We start from the raw sequence: 12,282 nt of genomic DNA on the forward strand, positions 1-12,282 counted from the left end.
ATTCCACTTACATGCCGTCCGGGGCAACGCGAAATCTCAGAGCACTCCGACCGCCCGCAGCGCGAGGACCTGGGCCGGGTTCGGGCGGATCGGACCGTAGAGATAACAGACGCCTCCGGTGCCGGAGACGACCTTGCCGGCCGCGTTGTGCCGCTTGGTCCGCAGCCAGTTGTTCTCGAACTGCCGGCGCCGGTAGACGCGGCGCACGGCGGCGTTGTCGGCCGAGTTCGGGTCGTTGGCGATCACATCGCCGGCGGCGGTGAAGCCGATGACGGTCATCAGGTGGCCGGCCGTGCCGTAGCCCGCGCCCGTGAGCTCCTCGGCCGTGAAGGACTGGGAGGTGATGACCGGGATGCCGGCCCGGACCAGGGTCTCCAGGTCGGTGAGGGAGCAGAGGCGGGTGACCACGCCGGCGAGCTGCCGGTAGGTGGCGGCGTAGGCCGCGTTGAAGGGCCAGTTGCCGCAGCCCTTGTACGCGGCGTCGTAGGTGGAGCGGGCGGCGTGGCAGACCTGGGGGTCCGCGTAGCCCTTCTTGACCCAGGCCACGGAGGTGGCGCTGGCCCTGCGGCCCCAGAACTCGATGATCATCTGCGAGGAGGTGGGGCTGCACCAGGCCTCACCGCCGTTGTCGTACTCGGGGTACTGGCCGGCGTGCGTCTCCTGCGAGTACCTCGGCACCTTCAGCTCGTGGGCCCCGCCGGAGGCGGCGGGGACGGAGGCGGGGACGGTGAACCGGTCCGGGACGTCCGAGGCCATGGCTCCGGCCAGCCACACCGTGGGGCCGCGGCTCGTGCCGGGCTTGCGGTACAGGGTCAGGCGCAGCCGCCAGTCCTTGATCCGCAGCCCGCTCGCGGGGGCGTCCACGGCCAGGGTGTCCGTCCAGACGGTGGACTTGCCGTCGGTCTGCCCGTCCACGGAGGTGCGGCGGATGTCGCCGTCGCCGGAGGCCCAGCGGCCCATCACGTACCAGGGGGTGGCGGCGCCGTCGGTGTAGGTGCCGCGCAGTTCCGCCTGGATCCAGGTGCCGGCCGGGGTGCGGGCGTTCCACGAGGCGATGGCCTCGGTCGCGGGCACGGTGGAGGTGTGGACCGGGGAGGTCCAGGTGGCGTACTCCCAGGTGCTCTTCTTGGCGGTGTGCGGGTCCTTGTACTCGGTGCGGCCCGTCGGGGTCTTGAACTCCAGGCCGGGGCGGGCGCCGCCGATGGCGGTGGTGCCCTGGTGGAGGCCGGCGGTCCAGTGGGCGTACGAGTACCAGAAGCGGTTGTCGACCGTCTTGCGGGTGGCTTCGGCGGTGGCTTCCGCGGTGGCTCCGGCGGTGGCTCCGGCCGGGGGCGGGGTGGTCGGGGCCTGCCCCGGGCCCCGGGGGGCGGGCTTCGGCCCGGCCGCGGAGGCGTGGCCGCCGGGGATGGTCGCGGCGGCTGCCGCCAGGGCTACCGCCAGTAGGGCGCGGCGGGGTGTGGGTGCTGCGGTCATCGGCGTGGCCCCCAGGGGTCGGTGCGGCGGGTCGGCTCCCGCCCACCCTTCCAGTTCCCGCCTGCGGGGCCGTGAAGCCGGGGGCCGTGTCGGGGTGACGGGGCGCGGCCCCCTCTGCCCCGCTCCCCCGGGGGCGGGCCCTGCGGGGCTGTCCCCTACCCGCCCTTCCCCCGTTCCCCGGGCTCCGCCCGGACCCGCTGCCGTGTGCGGCGCCGTACCCGGGGGCCAGCCCCCGGACCCCCGCTCCTCAAACGCCGGAGGGGCTGACATTGCCCTACGGGCAATCCAGCCCACGCCGAGCGAAATCCAGCCCCGCCGGCGTTTGAGGCGCGAGGTCCGGGGCCGAGCCCCAGGGGGTCCGGGCGCAGCTCGGGGCCCCGCTTTCAGCCCGTCCCGCGATTGAGGACCGGGGTCCGGGCAGCGTCCGGCTGGGGGTCCCCCCGGACGGAGTCTGGGGGATGGTGGAAGGCCGGGTCGGGGACGGCCCCGCAGGGCAGGTCCGGGCCGGAGGTCATCGCGGGGGCGGAGGTCATACGGTGGGGGCGTGGAACATCAGGCGTCACTTCAGGCCCTCGCGCGCGAGATTCTCGCGCTGCCGCCCTCCCTCGGGCCCGTCCGCCTCGTCGGGATCGACGGGCACGCCGGGTCCGGGAAGAGCACCTTCGCGGGGGCGCTCGCCGAGGCGTTGGGCGGGGCTCCCGTGTTGCGGCTCGACGATGTGGCCACCCATGAGGAGCTGTTCGGCTGGGTGGGGCGGCTGCGCGCGCAGGTGCTGGAGCCGCTCGCCGCGGGGCGGGCCGCGCACTGGGCCGCGTACGACTGGATCGAGCGGCGGTTCGGTCCCGGGCGGGTGCTGGAGCCGGGGCCGGTGCTGCTCGTGGAGGGGGTCGGCGCCGGACGGCGCGCCCTGCGCCCGCACCTGGCGCGGCTGCTGTGGATGGAGACTCCGCGCGCCAAGTCCTGGGGGCGCGGGCGCGACCGGGACGGGCGTGAACTGTCCGACTTCTGGGACGAATGGGAGCGCGCGGAGCTCGCGCACTTCTCGGATGATCCTTCGCGCCCCTTCGCGGACACCCTGGTGCGGCAGAGCGGTACGGGATACGAGTGGACTTCCGGGGCGGCTGGGGCGGCTGGAATCGCCGCTCGGGTGACTGAAGGTGATGAGGCCCCCCAGGGCTGAGGGGTCACGGAAAGACCCTTTTCGCGGGCGCCTCCAGGCCGCTTGACCGGGGGGCCGGGACGGCCTTACGTTCTGAAGAAGCGGCCCTCACCGGCCGCCGAGGACTCGGAGCCCCCGATCGTTCCCCCGTGATCGGGGGCTTCGTGCCGCCATCCGGCCCCCCGCCGAATCCCGCCCGGCACTCCTCCGTCGCGGCGTCGCACGGGGCACATCGCGGCCGATTTCTCACCCTGTGTCACTGCCGGCCGCCCGTATGCGCACCCGGCAGGTCTTCGACGCACCCTACGTAAGGTGCGTAACCGCAGGTACGATGCACCCCTGATTTCATCGGCGCAGGAACAACTCGCGTACGCATCGCGGGGGTTGCTGGGCACCACGGGGGCGGCGTCTCCAACTGTTGGGCACTTCGCTTAGGGGTCCGTGGATGCTGCGTGACGGGGCCTGTAGCCATCGGTAGCCAATTGCTGTGGTGATGGGTGTCTTTGTGCGATGGTCGGTCGTTAGGCCGATCGGATACGGGTGGGCGCCGGCTTTGGCGGGTCCGGGATCGCGGGGAGGGGTGGTGGGCGTGGCGAGGTTGATGGCGACGGCGACGTGTACTGCCTTCCGTGCCGTGGTCGAGGGCGGCAGCGAGCTGGTCGGACGACGGATGCTGTGGGAGCGGGTGGGGTTTCTGGCTTCCCTGTGCCAGGAGTTGACCCAGCTGCTGGTGGCCTCGCGGTGGGATGAGGCGTCGCTGGATGTGCTGGCCGCCGGTGTGGACGGGCGGGGCGAGGTGCTGCCGTCCAAGGGGTGGATGGCGATGCGCCGCCTTCACTGGCCGAAGGCCGCCGCCGAGGGCGAGGGCGTGTATGTGTCGGACCGGGTGCGCCGGGCGGCCGAGGAGTACGCGGCGCGTACTCTGCGCCTGGCTTTGCACCGGCGGAGTTTGGTGGCGGCGGTCCTGGCGACCTGGCCGGCCGATCCGGGGCGGCGTAGCGAGGCGGATTGGACGGCGCTGCGAACCCTCCTGCCTGCTGGGGTGAGTGGTGCGGAGTTCCGTAACCGCACCCGCCAGATCCGGGCCTATGTGGCTGAGAACCGGCGCCTTCCGCTCGGGCTGTGCGTACTGGAGGACCCGCCCCGGATCGCCCCGCAGGTTCTTCTCGCCGCGATGGACCGCCAGCAGGTCACTATGGAGCGGGTGGATGAGGTGACGGCCCGCTTGCGGGTCAAACTCCCGCTGTGCGCGGCCCCCGTCTCGGGCAGGGAGTGGGCCTGGCATGTGATCGGCATCCGGCTGCCAGGCACCGTAGGGGCGGACTCGGTGCTGCACACACCCACCCTGCGCCCCACCAGCAGCGGCCGTGTCGCGGTGGACCTGCCGCACTCACGGCCCGCCCCCGCCACCAAGGCGAGCGGGCACGAGGTGGCAGTGGGTTTCGACTGGGGTTTCAACACCCTCCTCACCGGCACGGTCGGCCGCCTGACCGGGCGGGGCCAGACGCGGCGGGTGGTGACCGACGGCCGCCCCCTGATCTTCGGCGCCACCACGGTCAGCGCGAAACTCCATCGGCTGCGCACCCACCGCGAACACCTCGCCACCCTGGAAGCACGCGGCCACCGGCGCGGTAACGCCCGCCTGTCCGGGCAGGTCCGCGGCACCATCGCCGAAGCCATCCGGCACCTGGGGGCGAAGGCCGGGATCGCGGTGGTCACCGTCCCCGCCCGCGGCACCTCCGCCCGTTGTCCCGGGTGCCTGGGCGCCCTCACCCACCATCCGGCCCCTGACCGGCTGGGTGAGCGGGGCTGGAAGTGGGCCCACTGCACCGGCTGCGGACTGTCCATGGACCGCGACCACACAGCCGCCCGCCGGATCGTCTCGCGCGGCCTGCTCGCCCAGACCTACACCGTCACCGAACGCGCTACCGGCACCCGGACCATCCGCACCACCGTCGACGGCACCGTGCGCGGTGTGCGCCGCCCGAAGCAGACCACCCGCCACCTGCGCCGGGAGCGCCGCGCGGACAACCCCTTGCCCCGGCCGCGCGGGACCAGGAGCACCCTGGGCAAGGGGCGTCCCACTCGCAGCAGGCCGTCCGGTCCTCGTGGCCCGGGCGCCCGGCGCGCCGCCGGACAGCCTCCGGGCCCGAGGACTTCCCGCCGTATGCCCGACGTGCGTACGGTCCCCGCCACCAGCCCCCAGGGGTCGGTACAGCGTCCGGCGGGGCATGACACCCAGACACCAGCAGCATTCGGGCCGGTATCAGGTCATGGAGTACCCGTATCCGACCAGCCGGAAAGCTACCTCCCGGCCGGCCGGGTACGGCTCTCACGCAGAACCTGTCGACGACGCACCAGCGCCGTCGAGCGGACCGGCTTCCACCACCTGCACGCCACCCAGGTCCACCACCTCACCCCGAGGTTCGGACCCCGAAGTGGCGACCGCACACGGCCACGCCGCGCCCGAAAAACCTGAACCACTCAGGCACACACAGAGTTCTAGAGACGCTTGTGGGGGATGTGATGGACTTCGCCGCGCACGGCAGCAGCGCGCACGCCCCGGCCGAACTCGCCTGGCTGCGAGGAGTGGACGCCTGCACGATCGGCGCCTACCCGCAGGCCGAGGAGGAGTTCCGGACGGCCGTACGACTCGACCCCGCGATGGCGGATGCCTGGCTGGGCCTGCACGCGCTCCGCGTCGACACCACGAACGCGTTACTGCGCATGTACGCCCACCGGGACCGCTTCGGGGAACAGCGGGCCCGTCACCGGCGGACGCTGAACTCCTGGTACTGGCTGGGCTGGTGGGTGCAGCCCGTACTGGAGACCAGACGGGACCTGCTGCTGGCGCACGCCTCGCACTGGCTGGACGGGCGCCACGTCCCCGAGCTGGACCAAGCGCTCGCGGCCCTGCCGCCCGTGGACACCGACCCGCACGTCCGCTTCCTGCACGCCTGCCGGGCGTACCTGGTCAAGGACTGGGAGCAGTTGGTCCGCTCCACCGAATCGCTGGTCGACGATCCGCTCCTGGGCATCGAAGCGGGCCTGTTCGGCGGGATGGCCCGGGTCCGGCTGGAGATGTACGGGCAGGCCGAGCCGCTGCTGGCGGCCTCGCTGATGCGCTGCCGCAGCGAGCAGCCCCAGCGCAAGGAGCTGCGCTACTGGCTGGCGCGGGCGCACGAGGGGACCGGGCGCAGCGCGGCGGCGCTGCCGCTGTACCGGGCGGTGCACCGGGTGGACCCGGCGTTCATGGACACGGCGGCCCGGCTGACGGCCATCGAGGACAGCGAGGACGCCGACGGCCTGGCCGGGTACGCGAGCGGCGCCGGCTACGAGGCCTTCGGCGGGCACGGACCCACCCCGTCGGGCGGGGACTTCGCGGCAGTGGCGCTGGGCGGCGGTCCGGTCCAGGGGATCGCCGCGGACGGGCAGCCGGATCCGGACCCGCTCGCGGCGGCCGACCCGCCGGAGCCGCGGCACGGCCCGGGAGCGCCGGGGCCCGGCGCGGGACTGCCGTCCGGCGTACGGCGCAAGGCATCGCTGCCCGCGCAGCCGGGACCCGTGGGGCTGCCGGCCGGGCCGGCGGATCCGGCGGCGCTGGCCGAGGCGCTCGCGGAGCTGGAGCGGATGGTGGGCCTGGAGCCGGTCAAACGGCAGGTGAAGGCGCTCTCCGCGCAACTGCACATGGCCAGGCTGCGGACGGGGCAGGGGCTTCCGGTGCAGCCGCCGAAACGGCACTTCGTCTTCTCCGGACCGTCGGGCACGGGCAAGACCACGGTGGCGCGGATCCTGGGCCGGGTCTTCTACGCGCTGGGCCTGCTCGGCGGCGACCACCTCGTGGAGGCCGGGCGCGCGGACCTGGTCGGCGAGTTCCTCGGGCAGACCGCCGTGAAGGCGAACGAGCTGATCGACTCGGCGATCGGCGGGGTGCTGTTCGTGGACGAGGCGTACAGCCTCTCCAACTCCGGCTACAGCAAGGGCGATGCGTACGGCGACGAGGCCCTTCAGGTGCTGCTGAAGCGGGCGGAGGACAACCGCGACCACCTGGTGGTGATCCTGGCGGGCTATCCGGCGGGGATGGACCGGCTGCTCGCCACGAATCCGGGGCTGTCCTCGCGGTTCACCACGCGGGTGGACTTCCCGAGCTACCGGCCGCTGGAACTCACCTCGATCGGCGGGGTGCTGGCGGACGCGAACGGGGACCGGTGGGACGAGGAAGCCCTGGAGGAGCTGCGGAGCATCAGCGGGCACGTGGTGGAGCAGGGGTGGATCGACGAGCTGGGGAACGGGCGGTTCCTGCGCACGCTGTACGAGAAGAGCTGCGCGTACCGGGACCTCCGGCTGTCCGGTTTCACCGGTGATCCCTCCCGGGAGGACCTCTCCACGCTGCGGCTGGCGGACCTGATGCAGGCCTACGGCGAGGTCCTGTCGGGCCGCGGCCCCCAGGAGCGGCCGGAGCCGCCGCCGCTGTAGCCGCTGCGCGGCGCGAAGTCCCCTACCCGCCCTTCGCCCGTTCTCTGGGGCTCCGCCCCAGACCCCGCGCCTCAAACGCCGGCGAGGCTGGATTCGCCGGCGTTTGAGGACGGTCCGGGGCCGCTACGCGCTCCTCGCGTACCCCCGGTGGGCCGGGTCGCGGACCTCGCCGACCAACGTCTCCAGGACGTCCTCCATGGCGACCAGGCCGAGCACCCGGCCGGAGGGGTCCGCGACCTGCGCCAAGTGGGTGGCGTCGCGGCGCATGACCGTCAGGGCGTCGTCCAGCGGGAGCGTCGAGCAGATCGTGGTCATGCGGCGCCAGACCCGCTGGGGCACGGCCCGTTCGCGGTCCTCCAGGTCCAGGACGTCCTTCACGTGCAGGTAGCCCATGAAGGCACCGCTGTCGGCGCGGACGGGGAAGCGGGAGTACCCGGTGCGGACCGTGAGCTGCTCGATCTGGCGCGGGGTGACCGCCGGACCAACCGTGACCAGCCGGGCCGGGGCGAGGAGGACGTCGGTGACCGGGCGGCTGCCCAGTTCCAGCGCGTCCTCCAGGCGCTCCTGTTCGACCGGCTCCAGAAGACCGGCCTGCCGGGAGTCCATCAGCAGGCGGCCGAGCTGGGCGGAGGTGTAGACGGCCTCGACCTCGTCCTTGGGCTCCACCTTGAAGAGCCTCAGGATCAGCGTGGCGCAGGCGCCCAGCGCCGTGGTGACCGGTCCGCAGACCCGTGCGAAGGCGACCAGTCCGGGGCTGAACCACAGGGCGGTCTTCTCGGGGGCGGCCATGGCGAGGTTCTTGGGGACCATCTCGCCGATGACCAGGTGCAGGAAGATCACCGCGGTGAGGGCCACCGCGTAGCCCAGCGGGTGGATCAGGCCTTCGGGCACGTGTGCGGCGTGGAAGACGGGCTCCAGGAGCCGGGCCACGGTGGGCTCGGCGACGGCTCCGAGGGTGAGCGAGCACATGGTGATGCCGAACTGCGCGGCGGCCATCATGCGCGGCAGGTTCTCCAGGCCGTGGAGCACCTGGCGGGCCCGCTTGGAGCCGGCCGCGAGGGGTTCGATCTGGCTGCGGCGGACGGAGACGAGGGCGAACTCGGCGCCGACGAAGAAGCCGTTGGCCAGGACGAGGAGCAGGGCGAACAGCAGTTGGAGCGCGTTCACCGGCCACCCACCTGTGCCAGCTCGGCGGGGGCGGACGGTGCCGGGGCGAGCCCGTCGAAGCCGCGGCCGCCCGGAGCGCCGGGGCCCACGGGAGCGGTGCGCACGAGGCGGACCCGCTCGGCACGGTAGCGGTGGACCTGGCGCACGGAGAGCTTCCAGCCGGGCAGTTCGGCGCGGTCCCCGGGGGCGGGGATGCGGCCGAGCAGGTCGGCGACGAGCCCGGCGACGGTCTCGTACGGGCCTTCGGGGACCTCCAGGCCTATGCGGCGCAGGGTCTGCACGCGGCAGCTGCCGTCGGCCTCCCAGGAGGGGCGGCCGTCCTCGGCGGGTACGGCGGCCAGTTCGGGGCTGCCGTCCTCCGCGAGGTCGTGCTCGTCACGGACTTCGCCGACGAGCTCCTCCACGATGTCCTCCAGGGTGACGACGCCGGCGGTGCCGCCGTACTCGTCGACGACCACGGCCATCGGCTGTTCGCTGCGCAGCCGTTCCAGGAGCGGCTGCACCGGCAGGGATCCGGGCACCAGCAGCGGGGCGACGCAGATCCCGCTGACGCTGGTGCGGGCGCGCTCGGCCTCGGGCACCGCGAGGGCGTCCTTGAGGTGGACGACCCCGGTGATCTCGTCGATGCGCTCGCGGTAGACCGGGAAACGGGACAGGCCCGTGGCGCGGGTCAGGTTGAGCACGTCGGCGGCGGTGGCCGTGTCCTGGAGCGCGCTGACCTTGACCCGGGGGGTCATGACCAGCTGCGCCGTGAGCTCGCCCAGCGAGAGGGTCCGTACGAAGAGGTCGGCGGTGTCCTGTTCCAGGGCGCCGGCCTGGGCCGAATGGCGGACCAGGGAGACCAGTTCGCCGGGGGTGCGGGCGGAGGCCATCTCTTCGGTGGGCTCCACGCCGAGCGCCCGGACGAGCCGGTTGGCGACGGCGTTGAGGCCCGCGATGACCGGCCGGAAGACCCGGGAGAAGACGTGCTGCGGTCCGGCCACGAAACGGGCCACTTGGAGCGGCCGGGAGACGGCCCAGTTCTTCGGGACGAGCTCGCCGACGACCATCTGGACGGCGGAGGCGAGCAGCATGCCGATGACGACGGCCACGCCGGGTACGACGCCCTTGGGGAGGCCGGTCGCTTCGAGCGGCCCGGCCAGCAGGGCGGCGAGGGCGGGCTCGGCGAGCATGCCGACCACGAGGGAGGTGATGGTGATGCCGAGCTGGGTGCCGGAGAGCTGGAAGGACAGCTCCCGCAGGGCTGCGACGACCGTGCGGGCACGGCGGTCGCCCTCGGCCGCGGCGCGTTCGGCCTCGGGTCTCTCGACGGTGACGAGGCCGAATTCGGCTGCCACGAAGAAGCCGTTGGCGAGGATCAGGGCGAATGCCGCCACGAGCAGGAGTAGCGGGATGGTCATGCCGCCGCCTCCGTGGGGAGGGCGGCGCGTGTACTACCGGACGATCCGTCCATTGCTGGAGGGAGTCACTCCTCGAGTCGCAGGTGCCCACGGGCCTCGGGGTCCCGGGGCCGGTGGGAGGGCGCACGATCGCGCCCCCACACCAGATTAGTCATTGAGATCGCCGCCGCAATGGGACGCAGCGACGAGGTCGGCCGGGGTCAGTCGTTCTTTGAGCCGGATCCGCGGACTTCGGCCAGGGCGCGCAGGGCGCGGGCGTCGGCGATCGCCTGGGCCTTGGCGACCCCGGGCTGGATGCCGAGGGCGGGCAGGCTGGTGCCGTCGCTCAGGTCGAGGAACACCCAGGCGTCGCCGGGGCGGAGGTTGACGCGCAGGATCTGCGCCCACTCCAGGCGGCGGGTGGTGGTGAGGTTGACGACCGTGACTCCGGTTTCGTCGGCGACCACCTTGGGGCGGCTGAGCAGGACGAGGACGGAGGAGAGCAGGGCCGCGGTGAAGACGAAGGCGATCCGCTCACCGGGGTGCAGGGTTTCGAGGATCAGCGCGATCGCGGTGATCGTGACGAACATGGCGGCGCCCACGCCCAGCAGGACGGCCCGGGTGCGGGTCGGCCGGAAGGTGACCGGCAGGGCGGGCGGTGCGGGCTGGGCGGTGGCGTCGGCCATGTTCTTCGGGTGCCTTCGGGTGGTGCCGGATGGTGAGCCGGACGGTGAGCCGGATCGTGAGGGGAAGCCGCGCGGCGGAGCGCCGGCGGACCCGTCAGAGGCGGCAGGCGTGGATCGAGGTGGTGAGGATCGCGCGCGCGCCGAGCTCGTACAGGTCGTCCATGATCCGCTGCGCCTCCTTGGCGGGGACCATGGCGCGGACGGCGACCCAGCCCTCGTTGTGCAGCGGGGAGACGGTCGGCGACTCCAGGCCCGGGGTGAGGGCGACCGCGCGCTCCAGGTGCTCGGCGCGGCAGTCGTAGTCCATCATCACGTAGCTGCGGGCGACCAGGACGCCCTGGAGGCGGCGCAGGAACTGCTGGGCCTGCGGGTCCTCGGGGTCGGTGCCGTTGCCGCGGATGACGACGGCCTCGGAGGTCATGATCGGCTCGCCGATGACCTCGAGTCCGGCGTTGCGCAGGCTGGTGCCGGTCTCGACGACGTCGGCGATGATCTGGGCGACGCCGAGCTGGATGGCGGTCTCGACCGCGCCGTCGAGGTGGACGACGGAGGCCTCGATGCCCTTGTCGGCGAGGTGCTTCGCGACGATTCCCTCGTACGAGGTCGCGATGGTCATCCCGTGGAAGTCCTCGGGGCCCTTCGCGGTGCCGGGGATGGTGGCGTAGCGGAAGGTGGAGCGGCCGAAGTTCAGCGGCAGGATCTCCTCGGCGCTGGCGCCGGAGTCGAGCAGCAGGTCGCGGCCGGTGATGCCGATGTCGAGCTTGCCGGAGGACACGTAGATCGCGATGTCCTTGGGGCGGAGGTAGAAGAACTCCACCTCGTTGTCGGGGTCGACGACCACGAGCTCCTTGGACTCCTTGCGCATCCGGTAGCCGGCCTCATGGAGCATCGCCGACGCCGGTCCGGAGAGTGAACCCTTGTTGGGGACGGCGATGCGCAGCATGGGGCTTCCTTTGGTGCGTAGGTGCGAAAGGGTGTGCTGGTACGGGTGGTGGACGCGCGGACGCCCCGGCAGTGTGTGCCGGGGCCCGCGCGGAACTGCCGCGGCCTGAGAGCTGCTGCGGCCTAGAGGTGCGCGTAGACGTCTTCGAGGGAGATCCCGCGCGCCACCATCATCACCTGGACGTGGTAGAGCAGCTGGGAGATCTCCTCGGCGGCGGCTTCCTTGCCCTCGTACTCGGCGGCCATCCAGACCTCGGCGGCCTCTTCGACGACCTTCTTGCCGATGGCATGGACACCCTTGCCGACCAGCTCGGCGGTACGGGAGGTGCTGGGGTCGCCGTTGGCGGCCTTGAGCTGGAGCTCGGTGAAGAGCTCTTCGAAGCTCTTGGGGGGTTTGTTCGCCATGATGGTCCTCAGAATACGGGGTCGGCGGCTACCTGCTGGCGCCAGGGTTCGTGACGGCCCGCAGGATCATGGCGGTGGAGACGGCGGCGGTGACCGCTTCGTGCCCCTTGTCCTCGTTCGACCCCTCGAGCCCGGCACGGTCCAGCGCCTGCTCGTCGTTGTCGCAGGTCAGTACGCCGAAGCCGACGGGGACTCCGGTGTCGATGGACACCTGCACCAGGCCCTGGGTGACGCCCTGGCACACGTAGTCGAAGTGCGGGGTGCCGCCGCGGATGACCACGCCGAGGGCGACGATGGCATCGTAACCGCGACCGGCCAGTACCTTCGCCACGACCGGGAGCTCGAAGCTGCCCGGGACGCGCAGCAGGGTGGGCTCGTCGATCCCCAGCTCGTGCAGGGCCCGCAGGGCGCCGTCCACCAGGCCGTCCATGACCTTTTCGTGCCACTGGGCCGCGATCACGGCGACGCGGAGGTCTCCGCAGTTCTTCACGCTCAGTTCGGGTGCGCCCTTGCCGCTCACAGCTCTGCTCCTCGGTGCGATTCGTGTGGTGTGGGGTGGTGCTCGGGGGTGGTGCTCGGGGTGGTGCTCGGGTGG

10 protein-coding genes are annotated in these 12,282 nt (G+C 72.6%); 3 read left to right on the forward strand and 7 right to left on the reverse strand.

All coding sequences use genetic code 11. From position 1 onward, the window contains the following. Nucleotides 1-36: 36 nt before the first annotated feature. Nucleotides 37-1,473, reverse strand: a complete 1,437-nt coding sequence (locus AC3IYI_RS06480; RefSeq protein WP_489409286.1) for a C39 family peptidase — start codon at nucleotides 1,471-1,473, stop codon at nucleotides 37-39. Between the two features lie 544 nt (nucleotides 1,474-2,017). Between AC3IYI_RS06480 and AC3IYI_RS06485 the strand changes: the two genes are divergently transcribed. From AC3IYI_RS06485 to AC3IYI_RS06495, 3 genes are all read left to right on the forward strand, one after another. Beyond that, nucleotides 2,018-2,653 carry a uridine kinase family protein gene (locus AC3IYI_RS06485; protein ID WP_489409287.1) on the forward strand — a complete coding sequence of 212 codons (636 nt, stop codon included), beginning with the start codon at nucleotides 2,018-2,020 and terminating at the stop codon, nucleotides 2,651-2,653. A gap of 580 nt (nucleotides 2,654-3,233) precedes the next feature. Beyond that, entirely contained in the window at nucleotides 3,234-5,111 is a 1,878-nt protein-coding gene (locus AC3IYI_RS06490; RefSeq protein WP_489409288.1) for a zinc ribbon domain-containing protein, read from the forward strand. Nucleotides 5,112-5,158: 47 nt separating this feature from the next. Next, entirely contained in the window at nucleotides 5,159-7,108 is a 1,950-nt protein-coding gene (locus AC3IYI_RS06495) for an AAA family ATPase (protein ID WP_489409289.1), read from the forward strand. 123 nt (nucleotides 7,109-7,231) lie between these two features. Here the strand turns inward: AC3IYI_RS06495 and AC3IYI_RS06500 are convergent, their stop codons facing one another. The 6 genes from AC3IYI_RS06500 to ribH form a co-directional block, all read right to left on the reverse strand. Further along, on the reverse strand, nucleotides 7,232-8,275 hold the full coding sequence (locus AC3IYI_RS06500) for a hemolysin family protein (RefSeq protein ID WP_243334497.1): 1,044 nt from the start codon (nucleotides 8,273-8,275) through the stop codon (nucleotides 7,232-7,234). Next, complete coding sequence (locus AC3IYI_RS06505) at nucleotides 8,272-9,675, reverse strand: hemolysin family protein (protein WP_489409290.1); 1,404 nt, start codon at nucleotides 9,673-9,675, stop codon at nucleotides 8,272-8,274. Before AC3IYI_RS06505 ends, AC3IYI_RS06500 begins: the two co-directional genes overlap by 4 nt. Before the next feature lie 200 nt (nucleotides 9,676-9,875). Then, nucleotides 9,876-10,340 (reverse strand): PH domain-containing protein, encoded by a 465-nt coding sequence (locus AC3IYI_RS06510; protein ID WP_489409291.1) that lies wholly within the window; start codon nucleotides 10,338-10,340, stop codon nucleotides 9,876-9,878. A gap of 94 nt (nucleotides 10,341-10,434) precedes the next feature. After that, on the reverse strand, nucleotides 10,435-11,283 hold the full coding sequence (gene hisG, locus AC3IYI_RS06515; RefSeq protein WP_489409292.1) for an ATP phosphoribosyltransferase: 849 nt from the start codon (nucleotides 11,281-11,283) through the stop codon (nucleotides 10,435-10,437). 122 nt (nucleotides 11,284-11,405) lie between these two features. Next, entirely contained in the window at nucleotides 11,406-11,687 is a 282-nt protein-coding gene (locus tag AC3IYI_RS06520; RefSeq protein WP_489409293.1) for a phosphoribosyl-ATP diphosphatase, read from the reverse strand. 28 nt (nucleotides 11,688-11,715) lie between these two features. After that, nucleotides 11,716-12,207: a 6,7-dimethyl-8-ribityllumazine synthase gene (gene ribH, locus AC3IYI_RS06525; RefSeq protein WP_266910570.1), complete on the reverse strand. Its 492-nt coding sequence runs from the start codon at nucleotides 12,205-12,207 to the stop codon at nucleotides 11,716-11,718. Nucleotides 12,208-12,282: the final 75 nt, after the last annotated feature.

This window comes from Streptomyces sp. GL_148, assembly GCF_057834205.1.

Excerpts from the sequence above, each read along its gene's own strand:
- AC3IYI_RS06520 (WP_489409293.1), bottom strand. The coding sequence starts at position 11,687 with ATGGCGAACAAACCCCCCAAGAGCTTCGAAGAGCTCTTCACCGAGCTC.
- AC3IYI_RS06495 (WP_489409289.1), top strand. The coding sequence starts at position 5,159 with ATGGACTTCGCCGCGCACGGCAGCAGCGCGCACGCCCCGGCCGAACTC.
- hisG (WP_489409292.1), bottom strand. The coding sequence starts at position 11,283 with ATGCTGCGCATCGCCGTCCCCAACAAGGGTTCACTCTCCGGACCGGCG.
- AC3IYI_RS06510 (WP_489409291.1), bottom strand. The coding sequence starts at position 10,340 with ATGGCCGACGCCACCGCCCAGCCCGCACCGCCCGCCCTGCCGGTCACC.
- AC3IYI_RS06480 (WP_489409286.1), bottom strand. The coding sequence starts at position 1,473 with ATGACCGCAGCACCCACACCCCGCCGCGCCCTACTGGCGGTAGCCCTG.
- AC3IYI_RS06490 (WP_489409288.1), top strand. The coding sequence starts at position 3,234 with ATGGCGACGGCGACGTGTACTGCCTTCCGTGCCGTGGTCGAGGGCGGC.
- AC3IYI_RS06505 (WP_489409290.1), bottom strand. The coding sequence starts at position 9,675 with ATGACCATCCCGCTACTCCTGCTCGTGGCGGCATTCGCCCTGATCCTC.